The 23,428-nt window shown below is 70.2% G+C and carries 18 protein-coding genes; 15 read left to right on the top strand and 3 right to left on the bottom strand.

Translation table 11 applies throughout. The features are described 5' to 3' along the window. The first annotated feature begins 1 nt into the window (after nucleotide 1). Nucleotides 2–985, top strand: a complete 984-nt coding sequence (locus AW272_RS35665) for a LacI family DNA-binding transcriptional regulator (protein ID WP_218011170.1) — start codon at nucleotides 2–4, stop codon at nucleotides 983–985. After that, nucleotides 982–2,268: a GH1 family beta-glucosidase gene (locus AW272_RS35660; RefSeq protein WP_066374439.1), complete on the top strand. Its 1,287-nt coding sequence runs from the start codon at nucleotides 982–984 to the stop codon at nucleotides 2,266–2,268. The genes AW272_RS35665 and AW272_RS35660 overlap by 4 nt, the downstream gene beginning before the upstream one ends. On the opposite strand, the gene AW272_RS35655 is transcribed toward AW272_RS35660, so the two are convergent. The 3 genes from AW272_RS35655 to AW272_RS35645 all read right to left on the bottom strand — a co-directional run bounded on the left by AW272_RS35655 (nucleotide 2,265) and on the right by AW272_RS35645 (nucleotide 5,702). Beyond that, nucleotides 2,265–3,203 carry an isopenicillin N synthase family dioxygenase gene (locus AW272_RS35655; RefSeq protein WP_066374437.1) on the bottom strand — a complete coding sequence of 313 codons (939 nt, stop codon included), beginning with the start codon at nucleotides 3,201–3,203 and terminating at the stop codon, nucleotides 2,265–2,267. The two genes, AW272_RS35660 and AW272_RS35655, sit on opposite strands and share 4 nt — an antisense overlap. Before the next feature lie 149 nt (nucleotides 3,204–3,352). Next, nucleotides 3,353–4,099: a DoxX family protein gene (locus AW272_RS35650; RefSeq protein ID WP_066374436.1), complete on the bottom strand. Its 747-nt coding sequence runs from the start codon at nucleotides 4,097–4,099 to the stop codon at nucleotides 3,353–3,355. A gap of 67 nt (nucleotides 4,100–4,166) precedes the next feature. After that, nucleotides 4,167–5,702 carry an MFS transporter gene (locus AW272_RS35645; protein WP_066374617.1) on the bottom strand — a complete coding sequence of 512 codons (1,536 nt, stop codon included), beginning with the start codon at nucleotides 5,700–5,702 and terminating at the stop codon, nucleotides 4,167–4,169. Nucleotides 5,703–5,869: 167 nt separating this feature from the next. Between AW272_RS35645 and AW272_RS35640 the strand changes: the two genes are divergently transcribed. The 13 genes from AW272_RS35640 (at nucleotide 5,870) to AW272_RS35580 (ending at nucleotide 23,272) form a co-directional block, all read left to right on the top strand. Further along, on the top strand, nucleotides 5,870–6,901 hold the full coding sequence (locus tag AW272_RS35640; protein WP_066374434.1) for an alpha/beta hydrolase: 1,032 nt from the start codon (nucleotides 5,870–5,872) through the stop codon (nucleotides 6,899–6,901). A gap of 94 nt (nucleotides 6,902–6,995) precedes the next feature. Then, nucleotides 6,996–8,738 (top strand): tetratricopeptide repeat protein, encoded by a 1,743-nt coding sequence (locus AW272_RS35635; protein ID WP_245657893.1) that lies wholly within the window; start codon nucleotides 6,996–6,998, stop codon nucleotides 8,736–8,738. 55 nt (nucleotides 8,739–8,793) lie between these two features. Beyond that, nucleotides 8,794–11,139 carry an AAA family ATPase gene (locus AW272_RS35630; RefSeq protein WP_066374431.1) on the top strand — a complete coding sequence of 782 codons (2,346 nt, stop codon included), beginning with the start codon at nucleotides 8,794–8,796 and terminating at the stop codon, nucleotides 11,137–11,139. A gap of 59 nt (nucleotides 11,140–11,198) precedes the next feature. Continuing rightward, nucleotides 11,199–12,947, top strand: coding sequence for an ABC transporter substrate-binding protein (locus tag AW272_RS35625; RefSeq protein ID WP_083959034.1), 1,749 nt, complete (start codon nucleotides 11,199–11,201; stop codon nucleotides 12,945–12,947). Further along, complete coding sequence (locus tag AW272_RS35620) at nucleotides 12,944–13,873, top strand: ABC transporter ATP-binding protein (RefSeq protein ID WP_066374430.1); 930 nt, start codon at nucleotides 12,944–12,946, stop codon at nucleotides 13,871–13,873. Before AW272_RS35625 ends, AW272_RS35620 begins: the two co-directional genes overlap by 4 nt. Further along, nucleotides 13,870–14,832 carry an ABC transporter ATP-binding protein gene (locus AW272_RS35615; protein ID WP_066374429.1) on the top strand — a complete coding sequence of 321 codons (963 nt, stop codon included), beginning with the start codon at nucleotides 13,870–13,872 and terminating at the stop codon, nucleotides 14,830–14,832. Before AW272_RS35620 ends, AW272_RS35615 begins: the two co-directional genes overlap by 4 nt. A 100-nt stretch (nucleotides 14,833–14,932) precedes the next feature. Beyond that, on the top strand, nucleotides 14,933–15,853 hold the full coding sequence (locus AW272_RS35610) for an ABC transporter permease (RefSeq protein ID WP_066374427.1): 921 nt from the start codon (nucleotides 14,933–14,935) through the stop codon (nucleotides 15,851–15,853). A 3-nt stretch (nucleotides 15,854–15,856) separates the two neighbouring features. Continuing rightward, nucleotides 15,857–16,810, top strand: coding sequence for an ABC transporter permease (locus AW272_RS35605; protein WP_066374426.1), 954 nt, complete (start codon nucleotides 15,857–15,859; stop codon nucleotides 16,808–16,810). A 49-nt stretch (nucleotides 16,811–16,859) separates the two neighbouring features. Continuing rightward, entirely contained in the window at nucleotides 16,860–17,804 is a 945-nt protein-coding gene (locus tag AW272_RS35600) for an ABC transporter permease (RefSeq protein WP_066374422.1), read from the top strand. A 116-nt stretch (nucleotides 17,805–17,920) separates the two neighbouring features. After that, entirely contained in the window at nucleotides 17,921–18,730 is an 810-nt protein-coding gene (locus AW272_RS35595; protein ID WP_157519090.1) for an ABC transporter permease, read from the top strand. After that, entirely contained in the window at nucleotides 18,727–20,406 is a 1,680-nt protein-coding gene (locus AW272_RS35590) for a dipeptide ABC transporter ATP-binding protein (RefSeq protein ID WP_066374418.1), read from the top strand. Before AW272_RS35595 ends, AW272_RS35590 begins: the two co-directional genes overlap by 4 nt. Next, on the top strand, nucleotides 20,403–22,079 hold the full coding sequence (locus AW272_RS35585; RefSeq protein ID WP_066374417.1) for an ABC transporter family substrate-binding protein: 1,677 nt from the start codon (nucleotides 20,403–20,405) through the stop codon (nucleotides 22,077–22,079). The genes AW272_RS35590 and AW272_RS35585 overlap by 4 nt, the downstream gene beginning before the upstream one ends. A 119-nt stretch (nucleotides 22,080–22,198) precedes the next feature. Continuing rightward, complete coding sequence (locus AW272_RS35580; RefSeq protein ID WP_066374416.1) at nucleotides 22,199–23,272, top strand: winged helix DNA-binding domain-containing protein; 1,074 nt, start codon at nucleotides 22,199–22,201, stop codon at nucleotides 23,270–23,272. The last annotated feature ends 156 nt before the right edge of the window (nucleotides 23,273–23,428 follow it).

The raw sequence follows: 23,428 nt of genomic DNA, 5'->3' as shown, positions 1-23,428 counted from the left end.
GGTGACGATCGCCGACGTCGCCCGGCACGCGGGGGTGGCGGTGTCCACGGTCTCCTACGTCCTGAGCGGAAAGCGGGCCATCTCGGCCACCACCCGGCAGCGGGTGCTCGACAGCGTGCGGGTGCTCGGCTATCACCCCAACGCGGGCGCCCGCGCCCTCGCCAGCAAGCGCGCCAACGTGATCGCCCTGGTCCTGCCGCTGCGAGCCGGGATGAACCTGCCGGTCCTGATGCAGTTCGCGACCTCGGTCGTCGCCACGGCCAGGCAGTACGACCACGACGTCCTGCTGATGACCGCCGACGAGGGCCCCGACGGCCTGCGCCGGGTGGCGGCCAGCGCTATGGTCGACGGCCTGCTGCTGATGGACGTCGAGGTGCACGACGCCCGCGTCTCCCTGCTGCGCAAGCTCGCCGAACCGAGCGTGCTCATCGGTTTCCCCGCCGACGCCGAGGGCCTGACCTGCGTCGACCTCGACTTCCAGCGGGCCGGCGCGCTGTGCGCGGAGCACCTGGCCGAGCGTGGCCACCGCGAGATGGCGCTGCTGGGCGCCCCCGAGGTCGTCTACGAACGCGGCACGGGTTTCGCCGAACGGACCAGGGCAGGGTTCCTGGCGGAGGCGACCCGGCGTGACCTGTCCGCGCGAGCGGTGCCGTGCGAGGAGACCTACGACGAGGTGGCCTCGGCGGTGAAGCTGCTGCTGGACGCCCACCCGGGCCTGACCGGGCTGGTCGTGCACAACGAGGCGGCCGTCGGCCACGTGCTGGGGGCGCTGCGTGCCCTCGGCCGGTCCGTGCCCGACGACGTGTCGGTCGTCGCGATCTGCCCCGACGACATCGCCGAGCGGGCCCGGCTCACCTCGGTGCTGATCCCGGCCGAGGAACTGGGCCGGGAGGCGGTCCGGCTGCTGATGGCCAAGCTCGACGGGTTGCCGGCCGGGTCGCTCCTGCTGGAACCCCGTCTCACGATCAGGGAGAGCACACGTTGATCACCTTTCCGGAAGGCTTCCGCTGGGGTGCGGCCACGGCGTCGTACCAGATCGAGGGAGCGGTCACCGAAGACGGCCGAGGTCCTTCCATCTGGGACGTCTTCTCGCACACCCCCGGGAAGACCGCCGACGGCCACACGGGTGACGTCGCCTGCGACCACTACCACCGCTACCGCGAGGACGTCGGCCTCATGGCCGACCTCGGCCTGAAGTCCTACCGCTTCTCGATCGCCTGGCCCCGCATCCAGCCCGAGGGTAAGGGGGCTCCGCTCGAAGCGGGCCTCGACTTCTACGACCGCCTCGTCGACGAACTCCTGACCAGGGACGTCGAACCGGTCGCGACCCTCTACCACTGGGACCTCCCGGCCGCCCTCGACTGGCGCGACCCCGCGACGCCCGAGCGGTTCGCCGAATACACCGCGATCATGCACGCCCGACTCGGCGACCGCGTGCAGACCTGGACCACCCTCAACGAGCCGTGGGTCTCCGCCTTCGTCGGCCACGCCTCCGGCCGCCACGCCCCCGGCGTCACCGACCCGGCCGCCGCCTTCACCGCCGCCCACCACCTGCTCAAGGCCCACATGCTGGGGGTACGCGCGCTGCGCGCGGGCGGCGCCCAGGAGGTCAGCCTGACGCTCAACCTGACCCCGATGGTCGGCGACCCCGACGTGACCACGCTCCCCGACGGCCTGGCCAACCGCCTGTTCCTCGACCCCGCGCTGAAGGACGGTCGCTACCCCGACGACGTGGCCGCCCACATCGCCAAGTTCACCGACCTCGACGACCTGCCGTTCGAGCCGATCGACCTGCTGGGCGTGAACTACTACACCGTCGCCCGCCTGGCCGCCGACCCGGCGTCGAAGGGCCACGACGAGTACCCCGGCTGCGAGGGCATCGCCTGGCTCCCGCCGCGCGGCGAGCCGACCGAGATGAACTGGGAGGTCATCCCGCAGGGCCTGGAAGACCTGCTGGTCCGCCTGTCGGTCGAGTATCCCGGCGTCCCGCTGATGATCACCGAGAACGGCGCCGCCTACCCCGACGGCGTCGACGACCAGGACCGCGTCGCGTTCCTCGACGGCCACTTCAGAGCGGCCGCGAACGCCATCGAACGCGGCGCCGACCTGCGCGGATACCTGGTGTGGTCGCTGCTCGACAACTTCGAGTGGGCCCGCGGCTACCACAAGCGCTTCGGCCTGATCCGGGTCGACTACGACACCCTGGAGCGCACCCCTCGCGCCAGCGCCCACTGGTACCGCGAGGTCATCGCCCGCAACGGCCTCTAGATGACCTCGGTCTTCAGGTCGGGGAACACCTTGGAGACCTTCCCCAGGAGGTAGTCGCCGTAGGTGCCGGTGAAGGCCCGCAGGTCCTGCCCGTCCCACCGCTGGAAACCCTTGGCGGTGGGCGGCAGCGGCGGCAGCTCGCTGTCCCAGCCCGGGTCGAAGAAGAACGGGAACGACAGCCGGTCGCGCCCGCTGCCGTTGAACACCCGGTGCGGCGTCGACCGGTAGTGCCCGCCGGTCAGCCGGTCGAGCATGTCCCCGATGTTGCACACGAACGTCCCCGGGATCGGCGGCGCGTCCGTCCACCCCTGCGACGTGCGCACCTGCAACCCCGCGTTGGAGTCCTGCAGCAGCAGCGTCAGCAGCCCGTAGTCGGTGTGCTCACCGACGCCCCAGGAGTCCTCCACGCCGGGCGGATAGTGAAATATCCGGAACAGCACCGTCGGATCGGCCGTCGAGCCCGCCGAGAAGTAGTCCCGGGGCTGCCCGAGGCTGAGCGCCACTCCGCTCAAGACGGCCTGCGCCGCGACTTCGACCGCGCCGAGATAGCGCAGAACGACGTCGCGCATCTCGGGGATCTCGTCCGGGAACAGGTTCCGGCCGTGCAGCGGACGCCCGTCGGGCTCCCGCTCCGCACCGAAGTAGATCCCTTCCTTCAGGTCGGGCTTCCCCGAGGTCAGCTCACCGCCGACCGGAAAGAACCCACGCCAGGCCTTGCCGCCACGAGACATGGCGATCTTGAGCTTGGTCTCCTCGGGCAGCGCGAAGAAGCGCCGCGCGCAGTCGTCGAGCTCGGAGATCAGCTCAGCGGGAACCCCGTGCCCGGCCACGTAAAAAAATCCGCTGTCCACACAGGCGGCCTCGATCTCGGCGGCGATCTGGTCAGCGGGCCCGTGGGAGAGCAAGGGGCTCACGTCGATAACAGGAAGGCTCATAAACCCATTTTCTCCGTTACGGCTCCGCCTACCACGGCACCGCCCGCCGACCCCCGAGGCGACCGCACCCGGCGCCAACCGGCCGCGCCGGTTTCACCCCGCGACGACGACAGGCCTGGCCATCAGCTCCGCCGAGCCGTGACCGGTGGCTATTCGGGCTTGCCGCTGCGGCGGCCGGCGACAAGGGTGTCGCCCGGCTCTCCACCGCCCGGGGCAGGCTCGCTGCGGCTTTCCGTCGTCGTGTCGCGGCGGGGCTTGCGGGCGACGGGTTTCGGCTTGGCGTGGGGGGCGGTCGACTCTTCGGGCTGGTTGGGGAAGGTGACCGGGCCCTTGTGCGGCTCGGTCTTCTCCGGCGTCCTCTCCGAGTCCGGAGAGGGCTTCGACTGGGTCGGTTCGCCCCGCTTCGGCTCTCCCCGCGTCGGTTCACGCAGCGCGTTGATGACGTTGTCGGCCTCCATGTCGGCCGCGATCTCGTCGGCCGCCTCGGCGTCGCGCCGCTTGATGATGACCATTTGGTCGACCGAAAGACGTCCGGCGCCGTTGACCGACAGCAGCACCGACGCGGCGCCCAGCGCCACCACGAGCTGCACGCTGCCACCCGTCAGAGGGAGGCCGGTGTCACCGGCGGCGAGGATGAACACCGCGAGCGCCTCGGCGAACAGCAGCACGCCGACGACCTTCACGGCCGCTCCGGCGATGAGCAGGGTGCCGCCGAGCAACTCGATGAGCATCGTGGCGGCCGCCCAGAACTCCGGGATCGGCGCGTCGAGCTGGGTGAACTGCGTCTCGGTCGCGTCCAGGCCGGCCCGCAGCTTGGCCCAGCCGTTGGCGAAGAAGATCCCGCCGACGCCTATGCGGGCCGCGAGCGTGGCGAGGTCGTGGAAGGTTTTCTTCACGTGACTCATTCTGAGGGGTTATGGGTTGGCTTCACGAGGCAATTGCCCCATAACCAACCCTCCTATGTCAGACAGAGAGACGTTCATTTTCGGTCCGTCGTTCACGAGCCGGCACCAGCACCGCCACCACGAACGCGTTGGCCAGCAGCAACACGACACTCACCCCGACGGCGGCGTGCAGCCCCGACACGAACGCCGATCGGGCCACTTGCAGCAGGGCCACTCCGGCCGCGCCGCCCAGCTCGTCGGCCACATGGGCCGCCGCCGCGAGCGACCCCTTGGCCTGGGCGATCACGGCGTCCGATACGTCGGCGATCGCGCCGATCCCCGGCGCGTACACGATGGTCGTGATCGTGCCCAGGCCTGCGATGCCGAGGCCCGCGCCCAGTTCGTAGGCGGTCTCCTCGATGGCGGCGGCGCCGCCGGCGCGCGACTCGGGCGCGGCCGACATGATGGCGTCGGAGGCGGCCAGCAGGGCGACCTCGATGCCGAAGCCGATCCCGGCGAAACAGAACGCCAGCGAGATCGGATGGTCTTCGGCCCCCCAGCCGAGCGTGGGCAGCAGCGACAGCGCGGTCAGTGTGAGCCCGCCGCTCATGGTGGCCCGCAGCCCGACGCGCCGCAGCACGTAGGCCGCCGTAAGAGCGCCGCAGATCGCCGCGACCATCAGCGGCAGCATCCGCAGAGCCGCGTTGAGGGGCGAGAGCCCGAGCACGAGCTGCAGGTACTGCGCCAGCACCAGCTCCAGCCCCACCAGCGCGAACACCGCGAACAGCACGCACGCCACCCCGGTCGAGAACCCCCGGTTGGCGAACAGCCCGAGGTCGAGCAGCGGCGACGCCAGCGCGCGCTGCCGGGCGACGAACCACGCCAGCACCGCCACCCCGGCGAGCAGGATCAGCACGGCCGCGCCCCGGCCCACCGTGTGGCCGTACCCGGCCTCCTTGAGCCCGAAGGCGACGGCGAGCACGCCCGCGACCGACAGCAGCGCGCTCAGCCCGTCCCAGGAATGGCCGTGCGACTCCGAGACGTCGGGGATGAGCCGGGCGGCCAGCGGCAGCGCGACGATCAGCAGCGGCACGTTGATCAGGAAGACCGTGCCCCACCAGAAGTGCTCCACGAGCACGCCGCCGAGCACCGGCCCGACGGCCGCGCCCCCGGCCGCGACCGCGCTCCAGATCCCCAGCGCGATCGCGCGTTCCCGCCGGTCGGTGAAGACCTGCCGGATGATCGAGAGCGTGGCGGGCATGATCATCGCCCCGCCGACCCCCTGGAACGCCCGCGCCGCGATCAGCGCCTCGGGCGTGGTCGCGAACGCGGCGGCCAGCGACGCGAGCCCGAACACGACATAGCCGAGCAGCACCAGCCGCCGCCGCCCGTAACGGTCGCCCAGCGTCCCGAACGTGACCAGCAGCGGCGCCACCACGAGCGAGTAGACGTCGATGATCCAGAGCAGCTGCACGCCCGTCGGTTCGAGTGCGGCGGTCAGCGCCGGCACGGCGATGTGCAGGACTGTCGCGTCGACGGCGATCAGGAGCAGGCTGAAGCACAGCAGTGCGAGGATCGCCCACCGGTCCGATCTCGGGTCGGCCCTCGGGAACATGACGCGCAGCCTAGGCGATCGGTTGAAGATCACTCAGGCCGTTGCGAAGACTCGCCTCTCCACCGGATATCACGCCAGGAGGTCCCGGCGTCGCCGTCGTCACGCTCGCCGCACCGGAGCAGATTCCCTCTGTGAGGAGCTCTGAGCCCCGTCATAGTGTGAAGAGCATGCTGCCCTGGAATGCAGAAATGTCCGGACGCGTCGACCAAGCGACCGTGGTCAGCGACGTCCTGCGCGACAACCCCCTCGGCGACCCGCACGAGCGCCCCCTGTGGGTGTACGTCCCGCCCGGCTACGACGACGGCACCACCGCGTACCCGACGATCTATGTCATCCAGGGATATTCGGGCCAGGTCGTCATGTGGGGGAACCGCCAGCCGTGGCGGCGCACCTACCCGGAGCTGCTCGACCGCCTCATCGCCGACGGCGAGGCGCCGCCCGCGATCGTCGTCTTCGCCGACGCGTGGACCCGCCTGGGCGGCAGCCAGTTCGTCGACTCGCACGGGCACGGGGCCTACCACTCCTACCTCTGCGACGAGGTCGTGCCGTTCGTCGACGAGCACTACCGCACACTCGCCGGGCCCGCGCACCGCGCGATCACCGGCAAGTCCAGCGGCGGCTACGGCGCGATGATCACCCCGATGCTCCGCCCCGACCTGTTCGGCGCCCTGGCCACCCACGCGGGCGACGCCCTCTTCGAGGTGCTCTATCCGCGCGAGTTCGTCCCGGCCGCCCGGGTCCTGCGCGAGGAGTACGACGGCTCCTGGCCGAATTTCCTGGACCGCTTCCACGCCACCGGCGGCCGCTGCCCCGGCAGCGACCTCATCCTCCTGTACGGCAACGCCGCCTCCTACTCCGGCAACCCCGACGGCTCGGTTGACATCCCGTTCGATTCCGTCGGCAGATTGGTTCCCGACGTGTGGTCGAGGTGGCTGGAATATGACCCCGTCGTCCTGGCGCGTTCGCACGGCGAAGCCCTGCGGAGCCTGCACAGCATCTGGATCGACGCCGGAAAAAGCGATGAATATTACCTCGATCTGGGCGCCATGGCCTTCCGCGAGGAGGTCGAGAAGGCCGGAGTGCCCGCCGAGAACGTGTTCTTCGAGCTCTTCGAGGGAACCCACGCGAACCTTGAACACCGTTACCTCATGGCCGTCAAGTGGCTGTCGCGGCGCTTGACTCCAGGCCGACCTCTCTAGAGAGATAGAGGTGTATTCCAGGGCCTAGCCACGCGCCGCCCGGCCGCCAGATCATTCGGGGGTGGGGAGCGATGCCGAGGATCGGCGACCCGAGGTGCCTCCCCCAAGCGACCGTGCCGACCCCCGGGCCTGGTGTGGGGTCGCGGCTGCCCGATTACGCCGCGACCGGCCCGAGGAGGCGCTGGAGGCCGCTCGTCAGGCGGTAGATCGTGATCCACACGGCGAGTGGGGGCATCGCCTGGCGAGCCTCTCCCTTGAACGTCTCGGCCGCGACTCCGAGGCGGTCGCGTCGGCCCAGGAGGCCGTCCGGCTCGCGCCGGGCTCCTGGGCCGCGCGGCTCAGGCTGGCCGGGGCGCTGAGAAGGCTCCCGGCCCGCTGGCGGGAGGCCAGCGACCAAGTCAGGCTGGCCGTCCGCTACGCCCCCGAGGAACCGGGCCCCCACGCCCTCGCCGGCGACCTGGCGCTCATCAGGGGCGACCACGAATCGGCCGCGGCCAGCTACCGCGCGGCGCTGCGGAGAGATCCGGCCCAGCCGGGGGCCCGGGTCAACCTGGGCCTGACCTTCCTGCGCTGGGACCGCCACCGCGACCACCACGACCCGGCCTGGGACGCCGACCCGCGCGACACCGGCCGGGCCCGCCGGGCGCTGGAGACCTGGTCACGGCGCATCCGGCTGCTCCTCGCCATCGCCCTGGTGGCCGTGTCGGTCGCCGGGCTGGGCTTCGACCTCCACCAAGAGGCCAGGATCGCCGGATACGCCGTCCTGGTGGCGGTCGCGGTGATCACCTTCAGGCAGGCCGCGAAGATCGGCGTGTGGTCGCTGGTCCCGGCGATGCTCGGGCGTGACCTCTGGCTGAGCGTGTCGGTCACCGTGGCGGTGATGACCGTGGCCGCCTACGTGATCGGCGTGGCCGGGATGCCCGCGCTGGAGATCACCCTGACCGCGTCGTTCCTGGCCCCGGCGACCGGGGGAGAGTGGGCGGGCGCGCTCGGGTTCGTGCTGTTCAACGCGCCGGCCGTCGTCGTGCTGCGGTTGCTGCTGGAGGCGTGGCGTGGCCGGCCGGTCAAGGCGCTCGCGCAGTTCGCGCGGGTGCCCGGCGACGCGGTCGCCTGGCGGGACACCGACGTGACGCTGTGGGTGATCGCCGGGCGGGCCTGGTGGGTGACCCTCGCCATCGGCCTCGCGCCGTGGCCGCATGTGGCGGTCGCCGCGCTGACGGTGCCGGTCGGGCTCGTCCTGGCCGGGCGGCGCACCTGGCCGGGCCGGGTGCTGCGCCGCGACCGGTGGCTGGCCGTCGCGTTCGCGCTGCTGGTGGCCGCCGCCATCTGCCTCGCCGTCGCGGGCGTCAGCCCCGATCTGACCCGGGCCTGGCAGGGCGGCCTGGCCGCGCTCGGCGGGGTGGCCGTCGCGTTCGCGATCAGAGGTTCGATCGCCTGGTGGCGCGGCGCCCCCGGGCCGACGCGTGCTTCCCTGGTGCCGCGCGGCCACCCGCCCGCCGACCTCGGCCCGTCGTCGGGCCTCAGCGACGAGGTGCGACACGCCGTCACGTTCTCCAGAAGCGTCGTCCTGTCGTACGCCGGCCCGGGAGGCCCCCGCTCGGTCGCGGTCAGCGCGGTGACGTCGGTCAGCCCGTCGGGCGAGATGCGGGTGATCGCGGGAGACGAGGCGTGGGAGGCGGTGGAGCGCGATCCGCGCGTGTCCGTGTTCGTCGGCGACCCCCGGTTCTGGGCCGAGGTGCGAGGAGTGGCCATCGCCGACAACGACGTTTTGAGGATCACCCCGCGTGAGGTTCTGGTCCGGGAATATCCCGGCCGCCACCAGGCTCGCACACGCTAGGTCCACCCATTCGTCTTTCCCGTGCGGTATAACCGGTGCGGACCGGGGAGGCAGGATGCGGGAGGACGGCCGAGCCCGCCCCACGGGGCGATTGGCTGCGAGAAACGCTTTCGAGCAGGCGCGACTGCGCTATTTCGCTCTTCCTCCGGTCGCGCGAAGAGTCATTTTCGGCGTGTTACTGGTGGCGTCGATAGCGGCTGGCGCGGGTTTCGGCTGGGATCTGCTGAATACCTTTTTCGTATCAGTAACGGTCCTGGGGTTCATCGTTCTGGCTCTGCACTTCCCGCGAGCGGCTGCGACGATGATCGTGGTCGCGGCATGGCTGCCGGTTTGCACCTTGATGCTCCAGATTGCCAACAGTCAGACTCCTGGGCCCTACCTGCTTTTTCCTCTTTGGCTGCTTGGATTCATCGTCGCCGGGGCCGCTCATCTCATCCGGTGGGTGCCACCGTGGTTGACCACAGCCCTGGCACTCACCGCCGCAGCGATCGCGGGCATGTTGCTCCGCCTCGGTGGTGATTGGGCTGCCTTCTACGGCGCCTACGGTGCCGCCACCGTCGTGCTGATCTGGCGGTTCGTGCTGGCCCGCCAGGCCAAGGCCCGGCAGGCGCCGCCCGAGACGCAGGCCCAGCAGCGCGTACGCGCGGGCAACGCGCCCTCCCATCCCCACGCGCAGGCGGACCAGAACCGCCCCCCGCCGATCAGTGTCGAGCAGGCCCTCGCCCAGCTCGAAGGCATGATCGGCCTGGAGCCGGTCAAGGAGCAGGTCCGCTCGATAGCCGCCTCCATCGAGGCCGCCAGGCTGCGCCGCGAGGCCGGGCTGACGACCGACGCGCCGATGCGCCACTTCGTCTTCGTCGGCCCGCCCGGCACCGGGAAGACCAGCGTGGCCCGCAGCCTCGCCTCGATCTTCTACGCCTTCGGCCTGCTGGAGACCCCCTACGTCGTCGAGGCGTCCCGGCCCGACCTGGTCGGCGAGTTCCTGGGCGCGACCGCCATCAAGACCAACGAGATCATCGACCGCGCCCTCGGCGGGGTGCTGTTCATCGACGAGGCCTACGGCCTGATCAACTCCGGTGACGGCCAGCCCGACCGGTTCGGCGCCGAGGCCGTGCAGACGCTGCTGAAGCGGGCCGAAGACGACCGCGAGCGGCTCATCATCATCCTGGCCGGATACGAGAAGGAGATGGGCACCTTCCTGGCCTCCAACCCGGGCCTGTCGAGCCGGTTCTCCACCCGCGTCCGGTTCCCCAGCTACGGGCCGGCCGAACTGCTGGAGATCACCGAGGCGCTCCAGGTCAAGCGCGGCGACCAACTCGACCCGGCCGCCCGGCCGGTGCTGCTGGGCCTGTTCGACGACGTCCACCGGCGCGGTCTAGTCGACGAACTGGGCAACGCCCGGTTCGCCCGCAGCGTCGTGGAGGCCGCCGCGCAGGCGCGTGACGTGCGGGTGGTCAGCGCCGGGGGAGCGCCCAGGGGTGAAGACCTGGTGACGACGACGGCGTCCGATGTCTCGAAGGCGTTCAGCGAGATCACCGCGCGGTTCCGCGGCTACCAGGCGACCCCCACACTGGCCGACGCGCTGGCCGACCTCGACCGCATGGCCGGGCTCGAACCGGTGAAACGGCAGGTCAGGGCCATCACCGCGCAACTGCGGGTGGCCCGGATGCGCGAGGAGCAGGGGCTCCCGGTCCAGTCGGGCACCCGGCACTTCGTGTTCATCGGGCCGCCCGGCACCGGCAAGACCAGCGTGGCCCGCATCATCGGGCGGATCTTCTCGGCGCTCGGCCTGCTGGCCCGGCCCGACGTGGTCGAGGCGTCCCGGCCCGACCTCGTGGGGCAGCACCTCGGCGCGACCGCGATCAAGACGAACGAGCTGGTCGACCGGGCCCTCGGCGGGGTGCTGTTCATCGACGAGGCCTACGGGCTGATCAACTCGGGCTACTCGGGTGGTGACGCGTTCGGCCAGGAGGCCGTACAGACACTTCTGAAAAGGGCCGAAGACGACCGCGACCGGCTCGTCATCATCCTGGCGGGCTATGAGCGGGAGATGGACACCCTGCTGGCCACCAACCCCGGGCTGAGCAGCCGGTTCAACAGCCGGGTCGTGTTCCCGAGCTACTCGCCCGTCGAACTGTCCGAGATCGCCGAGATGACCGCCGCCGACGCCGGAGACCTCTTCGACGCCGCGGCCCAGCGCGATCTGGCCGACGTGTTCGGCTACGTCTGCCAGGAGCGCCTCATCGACGGCCTCGGCAACGGGCGCTTCGCCCGCTCCCTCTACGAGCGGGCCGCCATGCGGCGCGACGTCCGGCTGGCCGCGCTCGGCAGCGCGAGCGCGACCGAGCTCGTCACCATCACCAGCGACGACGTGCAGTCGGCGGTCGACGAACTGTCCTGACCGACACCTGGCCCGGGTTTTGCGGCTCCATCGGTGGCGTGATCACATGATGGTGGACCATGAGGAAACGCGCCGGTCTGCTGGTCCCGGCCCTCGCGATGGCCCTGTGCTGCGCCTGCGGGGGCGGTGAGACGACGGCGACCGGGAGCGCCCCCCAGAAGGGCGGCATGCTCAAGGTCGTCGGCTCCGGCGACGTCGACCACCTCGACCCGTCGTCGTCCTACACGGTCGTCGCCTACAACCTCGGCCGCACCTGGACCCGCCAGCTGGTGACCTATCCGGCCGGCAGCGGCATCTCGGTCGCCGGTGCGGTGGTCCCCGACGTGGCCGCCGCGCTGCCGAAGATGAGCGCCGACGGGAAGACCTACACCTTCACGCTCCGCCCGGACGTCATGTGGAACACCAGCCCGCCGCGCCCGATCGTGGCCGCCGACTTCGAACGCGGGCTGAAACGGCTGGCCAACCCGGTGCAGCCGTCGGGCGGCATCTCCTATTACACGCAGACCATCGACGGTTTCCAGGAGTTCTTCACCGCGTTCCAGAAGCAGCCGAAGACGGCCGCCGGGATGGCGAAGTTCATGAACGCGACGCCCATCAAGGGCGTGCAGGCTGTCGATCCGACGACGTTGCGGATCCAGCTCACCGCGCCGGCCAGCGACTTCCTCAACATCATGGCGCTCGGGTTCGCCTCGGCGGCGCCGGTCGAATACGAGAAATACGTCCCCGACGGGCCGGACTTCCGGCAGAACACCATTTCCGGAGGGCCGTACCAGATCACCACCTATTTCGCCGGGCGGCAGATCATGCTGGAACACAATCCCGTGTGGAAACAGGAGAGCGATCCGGTACGTCACCGGTGGGTCGACCGCATCCTGGTCACCCTCGGCCAGGACAGCCCGGACGTCGTCCAGCAGCAGCTCGAAGCCAATGTCGCCGACCTGTCGTGGGACCAGCCGGTGCCGACCTCGGCCATCCCCCGCCTGACGGGGAACCCCGCCTACAAGGTCTACGAGGGGTCGACGCTCAACCCGTTCCTGGCCTTCAACATGCAGAGCCCGAACAACAACCGCGCGCTCGCGAACGTGAAGGTCCGGCAGGCGATCAACTACGTCGTCAACAAGGCGGCCATCGCCCAGATCTACGGCGGCCCGAAGATCAACACAGTCCTCGACGGGGCGATCCCGCCGGGCTCCATCGGGTACGACGCGGCGGTGCGCCCCTACGCCACCTCCGGCGGTCATGGGGACGTGAACCGCTGCAAGGCACTGCTGGCCGAGGCCGGGGTGACGAACCTGAACCTCCAGTTTCCCTACCGGACCAACGGCAACCACCCGAAGGTCGCCCAGTCGATCGCCGGCGACCTGACCAAGTGCGGCATCACCTCGCAGCTCATCCCGACGGCTCCCGACGACTTCTACGGCCGCTATCTGTCCAGCGTCCAGAAGAGCCGCGAGGGCAAATGGGACATCGGCGCGCCCGGCTGGATCCCCGACTGGTACGGCAACAACGCCCGCTCGATCGTGGTCCCGCTGTTCGACGGCCGGAACTACACCGAGGGCTCGACCAACTACGGCCACTACAACGACCCCGCCGTCAACGACCTCATCACCAGAGCGCTGACCGCCCCCGACACCGGCGCCGCCGAGACCCTGTGGCGGCAGACCAACGCCCGCATCATGGCCGACGCCCCGATCGTCCCGCTGACCTCGCAGAACGTGCCGATCTTCCATTCGGACCGGGTGCGGAACGCGATCTACACGCCCCTCACCCAGCAGTTCGACTACACCCAGCTCTGGCTGGCCTCATGAGCCTCCTCGAGGTCTCCGGTCTCCGGGTGACCTTCTCCACCCCGGACGGCGACCTGCAGGCGGTGCGGGGGGTGTCGTTCGAGGTCGAGGCAGGTCAGACGCTCGGCGTCGTCGGCGAGTCGGGTTCGGGGAAGAGCGTCAGCGTGCAGGCCCTGCTGGGCCTGATCCCCGGCGCGCGGGTCGAAGGCTCCGCCCTGTTCGACGGCGAGCAGCTGATCGGGATGCCCGCCGAGAAGCTGCGCCGCATCCGCGGCGCCCGGATCGGAATGATCTTCCAGGACCCGCTGTCGAGCCTGCACCCGATGTACTCAGTGGGCCGCCAGATCGCCGAGGCGATCCTGGTCCACCGCAAGGTGAGCAAGGACCAGGCCTGGTCGGTGGCGCGGGAACGGCTCGAACAGGTCGGCATCCCGGCCGTGCGGGCCCGCGACTACCCGCACCAGTTCTCCGGCGGCATGCGGCAGCGCGTGATGATCGCGATGGCGATGGCCCTGGACCCCGAACTCATCATCGCCGACGAACCGACCACGGCCCTCGACGCGACCGTCCGCGCCCAGATCCTGGAACTCCTGGGGCGACTGGGCTGCGCGTTGATCATCATCACGCATGACCTGGGCGTCATCGCCGACATGGCCGACCAGGTCATGGTCATGTACGCCGGCAAGCCCGTCGAGAAGGCCGAGCGCCGCGCCTTGTTCCGCGACCCACGCCACCCCTACACGCGCGGCCTGCTGAACTCCCTGCCGAAGGGGAAAGAGCGGCTGCAGCCCATCGAGGGACGGCCCCCGAGCCTGCTCAGCCCCCCGACCGGCTGCTCCTTCCATCCGCGCTGCCCGGTGCGCATTCCCCGCTGCCCGATCGAGGAGCCACCGATGCTCGGCCCCGACGACCACCCCGACGCGTGCTGGCTGGAGGTGGGCCGGTGAGTCTTCTTGACGTCTCTGACGTGCGGAAATACTTCCCGATCAAGTCGGGGATCTTCTTTCAGCGCGAGGTCGGCCGGGTGCACGCCGTGGATGGCGTCAGCCTGTCCGTCGAGGCCGGTGAGACGCTCGGCGTGGTGGGGGAGTCGGGGTGCGGGAAGTCGACCCTGGCGCGGTGCATGACCGGGCTGCATGAGGTCACGTCCGGAAATATCACCTTCGACGGGGATGTGCGGCGTGATGTGCAGATGGTCTTCCAGGACCCGTATGGGTCGCTGAACCCCCGCCGCCGGATCGGGTCGATCATCGCGGACCCGCTGGTCATCCACCGCGAGGGCACCCCGTCGTCGCGACGAGACCGGGTGCGGGATCTGATGGCGCTCGTCGGGCTCAACCCCGAGCACTACAACCGCTTCCCTGCCGAGTTCTCCGGCGGTCAGCGGCAGCGCGTGGGCATCGCGCGGGCGCTGGCGCTCAACCCGCGCCTGGTCGTCTGCGACGAGCCGGTCTCAGCGCTGGACGTCTCCATCCAGGCCCAGGTCGTCAACCTGCTCAAGGACCTGCAGGCCGAACTCGGCCTCACCTACGTCTTCATCGCCCACGACCTCTCGGTGGTCCGCTACGTCAGCGACCGCGTGGCCGTGATGTACCTCGGCAAGATCGTCGAGATCGCCCCGGGCGAGGAGCTCTACGAGCGCCCCCGGCACCCCTACACGGCGGCGCTCCTGTCGGCCGCCTCCGTCGCCGACCCGGACCGGCCGAGAGACCGCGTCATCCTGCGCGGTGACGTGCCGTCTCCGATCTCGCCGCCCTCGGGTTGCCGCTTCCACCCGCGCTGCCCGAAGGCCCAGGAGCGGTGCACGGTCGAGGAACCGCGACTGATGGGCGACGGGCACAAGTGGGCCTGTCATTTCCCGCTGGAGCCCGGCGAGCGGCTTCAAAGCCGAGAGGTGGGCGAATGAGAGACGCCCATGGCGACAAGGGCCGGTCGGGTGGCCGGCCAGGCGGAGCCGTAACGGAAGAAGATCTTTACCAAGAGAGCGGCGAGGAGGGGGTGCCGGCGTGAGCCTTACTGATGCGGCTTTCGAGGCGGAGCCCGTCCATGCCGAGGTCGTCCACGGCAAAGGGCCCTGGCAGCTGGCCTGGGAGCGGTTGCGCCGGGACAAGGCCGCGGTGATCTCCATGGTCGTGATCGTGCTGGTCGCGCTGCTGGCCATCCTCGCGCCGCTGTTCGCGCTGATCACCGGGCACGATCCGCTGACGCAGTATCCGTCCACGGCGCTGACCCCGGAGGGGCTTCCGGTCGGGCCGGGGGCCGACTTCTGGCTGGGGGCCGACAGCCTCGGGCGGGATCTGTTCGTGCGGCTCGCCTACGGGGCGCGGATCTCGCTGCTCGTCGGGTTGAGCGCCACGTTCCTGGCCACGCTGTTCGGGGTGATCGTCGGGCTGCTGGCCGGATACTACGGGGGCTGGGTCGACGGGGTGCTCGCGCGGGTGCTCGACGTCGTGCTGAGCTTCCCGTATCTGCTGGTCGCGATCGTGCTGGTCGCCGCCGTGGGGGCCTCCGTGTCGCTGACGATCTTCGTCATCGCGTTCTTCTCCTTCGCCGCGATGGCCCGGGTGGTGAGAGGCCAGACGATCGGCTACCGGGAGCGGGAGTTCACCGAGGCCGTCAGGTCGCTCGGCGCGTCGCCGCTGCGGATCATGGTCATCGACGTGCTGCCCAACCTGGTCGCGCCGGTGACGGTGCTCGCCTCGCTGCTCATCCCGACCTCGATCGTCTTCGAGGCCACGCTCAGCTTCCTGGGGCTCGGCGTCGATCCCCGTACGCCCAGCTGGGGCGCCATTCTGGCCGACTCGACCGACTTCTACCGGGTGGCGCCCGGCCTGCTGGTCTTCCCGGCCGTGTTGCTGCTGCTCACCACGCTCGCGTTCAACCTCCTCGGAGACGGCATCCGCGACGCGCTCGACCCCAAGAGGTGACCTGTGTGGCGCTTTCTCATCCGGCGGATCGTGTTCGGGATCGTCGTGCTGTGGCTGGTGGCGACGACTGTGTTCCTGCTGTTCTTCGCCGGGCCGGCCGACAACGTGGCGCGGCGGCTGGCCGGGCCCCGGGCGCCGATCGAGGTGGTCGAGCAGATCAAGGACACGCTCGGGCTCGACCGTCCGCTGTTCACGCAGTATCTGGGGTTCCTGGGCGACCTGCTCCGAGGTGATCTCGGCACGTCGTTCATCAGCCAGACGCCTGTCTCCACGCTGATCCTGCAGAGCCTGCCGGGCACGTTGTGGCTGGTCTTCGGCGCGGCCGTGCTGTGGATGATCATGGGTGTCGGCGGGGGAGTGCTCTCCGCGACCAAGCCGCGCAGCCTGCGCGACCGGACGCTCACCGTGCTCGTGCTGGCCGGCATCTCGCTGCCGACGTTCGTGCTCGGCATCCTGATGATCTATCTGGCGCTGTCGGTGTTCCCGGGGACGGGGCTCCAGCCCGGCCCCTACATCTCACCGTTCGTCGACGTCGGGGCCTTCCTGTCGACCATGGTCATGCCGTGGGTCTGCCTGGCCGTGGTCCAGGCGGCGGTCTACGTGAGGCTGACCCGCGGCTCGATGCTCGACACGATGGGCGAGGACTACATCCGTACGGCCAGAGCCAAAGGGGTGCCCGAACGGGGGGTCGTCTACCGGCATGGTCTGCGGGCCGCGCTGACGCCGGTCATCACCCAGTTCGGGGTGGATGTCGGGACTCTCCTCGGAGGCGTGGTCGTCACCGAATCGGTCTTCGGACTGCAGGGCATCGGGCAGCTCATGATCCGGTCGGTGCGCGACGGTGACCTGCCCGTCATCATCGGCGCCGCCATCCTGGCCGCCGCGTTCATCGTGATCGCCAACATTCTCGTCGACGTGACGTATTCGTTCCTCGATCCACGCGTACGGCTCGCCTGATTCGATCACGCTCTGCCATTACTCTGTGACGCGAGGTGGTGGGGGAATCATGGTGCGACTGGTGAACTACGTGGCGTTGATCGTCGTCGCCTCCAGCCTGGCGTGGCTGCTGGCCGCGGTGACCCTCGATCCCCGGGCCAACTACGCCGGCCGCACCCCGGCGCCACCGGCCGGCGTGGTCGACGCGGCCCTGTCCGAGGTCAACCTCAACGACAAGGACCCGCTGTTCGACCGCTACCTGACCTGGGTCTCCGGCGTGGTGCGCGGTGACTTCGGCCATACGTGGGACGGCGCGAGCGTCGGCGCCGACCTGGCCGAACGTGCCGGGGTGACCCTCCGGCTCGTCACGAGCGGACTCGTCGTGGGAGCGCTGCTCGGGCTGACCGTCGGCACCCTCGCCGCCGTCGGCCACCGAGGCTGGTTCGACCGGCTGTCGGGCGGGGCGGTGTTCCTGCTGCTGGCGGTGCCGACGATCGTCCTGGCGAACGTCCTGATCATCGGCACGGTCTGGTTCAACGACACGACCGGCACGCGGTTCCTGATGGTCAGCGGCGAGTACACCTCAGGCGGACCGCTCGACCGGCTCCGACATACCGTCCTGCCCGCGCTGACCCTGGCCCTGCCGCTGGCCGCGATCCTGAGCCGCTACCAGCGCAGCGCCATGCTCGACGTGCTCGACGCCGACTACGTCCGCACCGCCCGCGCCAAGGGCCTGCCCCGGCGCAAGGTCATCGTCAACCACGCCCTGCGGACCGCGCTGATCCCCACGATGACCTATCTGACCTTCACCTTCGGCGCGCTGCTGGTCGGCGCGACGATCACCGAGACGGTCTTCGGCTGGCACGGCCTCGGCCAGCGGCTCATCTCCGCGATCGTGACCAGCGACGTCAACACCGTCGCCGGGATCACCGCCGTGGCCGCCGTCACGCTGGTGCTGTGCGCCGTCGTGGCCGACGTGTTCCAGCGGGTGCTCAACCCCGGGAGGGCCCGATGAGCACGAGGCTTTGGGGCAGATTCACAGCGCGAGCCACGGCTGGCCCTCAGCCGGCCGCGTCTCGCTTTCCCGGCATCTCCGCGCCGGTCGAGACGCGTCAGGAGAAGCGGCCGCGGATGTTCTCCGCGACCGGCATCGCCGGGCTCGCGCTGCTCAGTTTCCTCGCCGCGCTCGCCGTCCTCGGGCCGATCCTCATCCCCTGGACGTCTTCCGATCGCGATTTCGAGGCCTTCCTCCAGCCGCCTTCGGCGAACCATCCCTTCGGTACGACCGCCTCCGGCGGCGACATCCTTGTCCTCACTCTTCTGGGATTGCGGAAATCGCTCATCATCGGGCTGGTCGTGGCCGTCGCGGCGACCGCACTGGCCGCGCTCGTGGGGGCGTTCGCGGGCTATTTCCTCGGCTGGGTCGACCGCACGCTGATGTGGGTCACCGATCTGCTGCTCGTCATTCCGGCGTTTCTCGTCGTCGCCGTCGTGTCGTCGGGACAGGAACAGTGGATCGCCCTGGTCGTCCTGCTGGCGGCGTTCATGTGGATGGTGACGGCGAAAGCGGTGCGCGGGGTCACCATCGTGATGCGCGACCGCGAATACGTGAAAGCGGCCCGGTTCATGGGCGTGCCGGCGCACCGGATCGTGCTGCGCCACGTCATTCCGAATCTGGCGTCGCTGCTCATCGCCGACGCGACCGTGAACGTCTCCGCCGCGATTCTGGCCGAGACGACGCTGTCGTATTTCGGCTTCGGGGTCGTGCCGCCCGACGTGTCGCTCGGGTCGCTGATCGCCGACGGGGCGCCCACCGCGCTCTACGCACCCTGGACCTTCTGGTGGGCGGCCGGCCTGCTCATCGCCCTGATCGTCGCCGTCAACCTGGTCGGCGACGACCTGCGCGACCGGTTCGACCCGGCATTGCGAGCGCCCGAATGATCGACGTCACCGACCTGTCCGTCTCCTTCGGCACCACCCCGGCCGTGAAAGGCCTGAGTTTCTCCGTCGCGCGGGGCGAGATCCTCGGGCTCATCGGGGAATCGGGCTCGGGGAAATCGGCGACCGCGCTGGCGCTCATGGGACTGCTGCCCCGGACCGCCTCGACGAGCGGGTCGATTCTGCTCGACGGCGAGGAACTCACCACCGCTTCGGAGAAAAGGCTGACCGCGCTGCGCGGGCGCGCGATGGCCATCGTCTTCCAGGATCCGCTGCAGGCGTTCACCCCCGTTCACCGCGTCGGGGCGCAGATCGCCGAGGCCGTTCGGGTGCATCAGCGCGTTCCCCGGAAAACGGCCGCGCGGCGGGCGGTGGAACTGCTCGACCTGGTCGGGATCCGTGATCCGCACCAGCGGGCGCGGGCCTATCCGCACGAATTCTCCGGCGGAATGCGGCAGCGCGCGCTCATCGCGATGGCCATCGCCAACAATCCCGGTCTGCTCATCGCCGACGAACCCACGACCGCGCTCGACGTGACCGTTCAGGCGCACATTCTCGAGGTGCTGAAAACCGCGCAGCGGGAGACCGGCGCGGCGGTTCTGCTCATCACCCACGACCTCTCCGTCGTCGCGAAGGTCGCCGACCGGGTTCATGTCATGAGGCGCGGCGCGACCGTGGAGACCGGCACAGTGGAGGAGGTGCTGCGGGCGCCGAGGGAGACGTACACGAAAGAACTCATCGCCGCGATGGAGGCCGAAGACCGGCCCGCGAGCCCCCGGCCGCTCCGGACCGTTCTGGAGGTACGCGATCTTGTCCGCCACCACCCGGGGGTCAAAGCGGTCGACGGGGTGAGTTTCGACCTCCGGTCGGGCGAGACCCTCGGGCTCGTCGGCGAGTCGGGGTCGGGCAAGACCACCCTGCTGATGGAGATCATGGCGCTGGCCCGGCCGCAGCAGGGCCGGATCACCGTGCTCGGCCGCGACACCGCGAACGTGTCGCGGCGCGACCGCCGCAGGATCCGGCGCGATCTCCAGATCGTCTTCCAGGACCCGTCGTCGTCGCTCGACCCGCGCATGACCGTCGGCGCGATCATCGCCGAACCGCTCACCACCCACCGCCTCTCACCGGCGCGGGTCCCTGAGCTGCTCAAGCAGGTGGGACTCCCTCTCGACTACGCCGCCCGCCACCCCGTCCACCTCTCCGGCGGCCAGCGTCAGCGCGTGGCGATCGCCAGGGCGATCGCGCTCGACCCCGAAGTACTGGTGTTGGACGAACCCGTCTCCGCGCTCGATCCGACCATCCGCGCCGAGATCATCACGCTGCTGGAGAACCTGCGGGCCGAACGCGGCCTGTCCTACCTGTTCGTCGCCCACGACCTGCCGCTGATCCGCCGCATCGCCGACCGCGTCGCGGTCATGTATCGCGGCCGGATCGCCGAGATCGGCCCCGCCCACCAGATCTTCGCCGCCCCCGCACACCCCTACACGAAAGCCCTGCTGCGCGCCTCCGCCCTGAGCGACGACGACCCGTTGATCGCCCAGGGCTGCCGTTTCCGTCCCCGCTGTCCCCTGTACGCCGAGCTCCCCGCCGCCCCGAGATCCCGCTGCGTCACCGAGGAACCCGAGATCACCGGCGACTCGGGAGCCGCCTGCCACCACCATCCAGGAGAAGCACCGTGAAACGCGCGTACGCCCTGCTACTGGCCGCCCTGACGACCGCCGCCTGCACCGCCCAACCGGGTGAGCCGGGCGAGCCGGCCGCCCAGGTCACCGCGGCCGACCTCAACCTGACCCCGCGCGCCCAGGTCAAGACCGGTGGCACGCTGCGCTGGGGGCTGACCGAATATCCGGCCCAGTGGAACCAGAACCACATCGACGGCAACATGGCCAACGTCAAGACCGTCATGGACGCCCTGATGCCCCGCCCGTTCCGGGCCGACGAACACGGTGTGCTGGCACTCGACCCCGACTATGTGACCTCGGCCGACGTGACGCGGACGGCGCCGAAGCAGGTGGTCACCTACACCCTGAACCCGAAGGCGCGCTGGTCCAACGGCGAGCCCGTCACCTGGGCCGACTACGCCGCCCAGTGGAAGGCGCTGCGCGGCGCCGACCCGGCCTACCACGTCGCCAACGTCACCGGATATCAGGACATCGCCGCGGTGACCAAGGGCAAGGACGACTTCCAGGTCGTGGTCACCTTCACCCGGCCGTTCGGCGACTGGCGCTCCCTGTTCGCGCCGCTCTACCCGAAGGGCGCCAACTCCTCGCCGCAGGCGTTCAACGCCGGGTGGGTCGGCCGCATCCCGGCCACCGCCGGTCCGTTCAGGTTCGGCGCCTTCGACACCCGGGCCAAGACGGTCACGCTGGCCCGCGACGCCAAGTGGTGGAACGAGCCCGCGAAACTCGACTCGATCGTGTTCCGCGGCCTGGAGTCCGACGCCCGCGTCGCCGCCTTCGCCAACGGCGAGCTCGACGTGTTCGACATCGGCCCGTCGGCGGCCGACCTATCCCGCGCCAAGTCGGCGGCCGGCGCGGTGGTCCGCCAGGCGGCCGGCCCCGACTTCCGCCACTTCACCTTCAACGGCGAGAGCCCGATCCTCTCGGACGTCCGGGTCCGCCAGGCGGTCGCCCTCGGCATCGACCGCGCGGTCATCGCCAAGAGCGACCTGAAGGGCCTGAACTGGCCGGTCACCCTGCTCGACAACCACTTCCTGATGAACAGCCAGCAGGGCTACCGCCCCAACACCGGGGAACTGGCCGGCCCCGACGCGGCCCGCGCGGGCGCCCTGCTCGACGCGGCGGGTTGGCGCAAGAGCGGCTCGGTGCGCGCGAAGGGCGGCAAACAGCTCGACCTGCGCTTCGTGATCCCCTCGGGCCTCCAGCTCGCCCGGTCGGAGGGTGAGATCACCCAGGCCATGCTGGCCAAACTGGGCATCAAGCTGACGATCGAGACCGTCCCGAGCAACGACTTCTTCACCAAGTACGTCATCCCCGGCAACTACGACATCGCGCCCTTCTCCTACGTCGGCACCCCGTTCCCGGTCTCGGCCTCCTACGGGACGTACGCGAACGGTGTCCGGGCCCAGGGCGACGAGATCGTGTGGAACGCCAACCTCGGGCGCAGCGGCAACGCCGAGATCGACGCGAAGCTGAAGGCGGCCATGGCCGAACTCGACCCGGCCAAGGCGCTCAAGCTGATCAACGAGGCCGACCGCCTGGTGTGGCGCGAGGTCAACGTCCTGCCCCTCTACCAGCGGCCGCAGACCGTCGCCGTCAACGAGGGCCTGGCCAACGTGGGCGCCCGCGGCTTCCGCGACCTCGACTACGCCGACATCGGCTTCAAGTCGTAGTGACCGGTCGATCGAGGCCGGGGAACGTGGTCGGCGGGTCGGCGGGTCGACGGCGTGACGATCTCGGGTGCGTGGTCGCGGGAATCGGAATTGTCGTAGTGCTCGGCTAGCGTGCGGCCATGGACCTGACGTGGCCGCAAGTGCTGGCGTGGCGGCTCGGCCGTCAGTTCGTGACCTCTCCTGGCCCCGACGCGGTGGCCGTGGCCGAACGGCTCTGCGGGGTGCAGACCCAGGTCGCGTCGTCTGCCGAGCTGGCGATCTCGCTCCGGCTCGGCCGCGTCGCCGGGCCGGAGATCGAGCAGGCCCTCTGGACCGACCGGACGCTGCTCAAGACCTGGTCGATCCGGGGCACCCTGCACCTGCTGCCGACCTCGTCGTGGCCGGTCTACCGGGCGGTGCTCGGCACCCTTCGCTACTGGGACAAACCGTCGTGGCACCGGGGTAGCGGGGTGTCGGCGAAGGAGCTCGACGCCATCATCGGCGCGGTCCCCGAGGCTCTCGGCGATGCGGAGCTGACCAGGGAAGAGCTGGTCGACGCGGTGATCGCGGTGACCGGCGACGAGCACCTGCGCGGGTTGATGGCCTCCGGCTGGGGGCAGCTGTTCAAACCGCTGAGCTTCCTCGGCGAGCTCTGCCATGGGGTGCCGCGCGCCGGGAAGGTGACCTTCACTGCGCCACCCCGCGTCGGGGAGATGACCCCAGAAGAGGGCGGGGCCGCCCTGCTGCGGGCCTACCTGGGGGCACACGGCCCGGCGAGCATGGCCGCCTTCGACGGATGGCTGTTCCGGGGGCTGACCCGGCGGGCCGTCCTGCGCCAGTGGTTCGCCGACCTCGCGCCCGCGACCGTCACGGTCGAAGGCGAGGAACTCTTCGTACTGCCCGAACACATCGACGAGCTGCGGGCGACCTCGCCGTCCGAGGAGACGTTCCTGCTGGCGGGCTTCGACCAGTACATCATGGGCGCTCCCCGTGACCTGGAGCCTCTGCTGCCCGCGGCGGCGAAGGCGGCGGTCAGCAGGACGGCGGGCTGGATCTCCCCGGTGGTGGTCCATCAAGGACGGGTGGTCGGAACCTGGGACGCCCGCGACGGCGCGCTGACCGCGACCATGCTGGAGCAGGCGCCCGGCGTGGAGCAGGCGGCCGAGAAGGTGCTCGCCCTGATGGGGAAGAGCCTGAAGGTGGTGGTCGCCTGACCCGGATCCATGGTGCCCGGTCGGGTGCCGGCCGGCTGTTCTCCCCAGAAGGACGGCCGTCCGGCGGCCTACTCGGTCGCGCAGGTCGAGTAGGTGACGACGCTCCAGTCTCCGCCGGTGAAGCTACAGAGGATGGCGGCCGTGGCCCGCGCCCGC

Origin of the sequence: Herbidospora mongoliensis (genome assembly GCF_001570545.1) — a bacterium.
GTDB classification, from domain to species: Bacteria; Actinomycetota; Actinomycetes; order Streptosporangiales; family Streptosporangiaceae; genus Herbidospora; species Herbidospora mongoliensis.
Note: the sequence above shows the minus strand (reverse complement) of the source record. Positions and strands in the feature narration are given on the sequence as shown.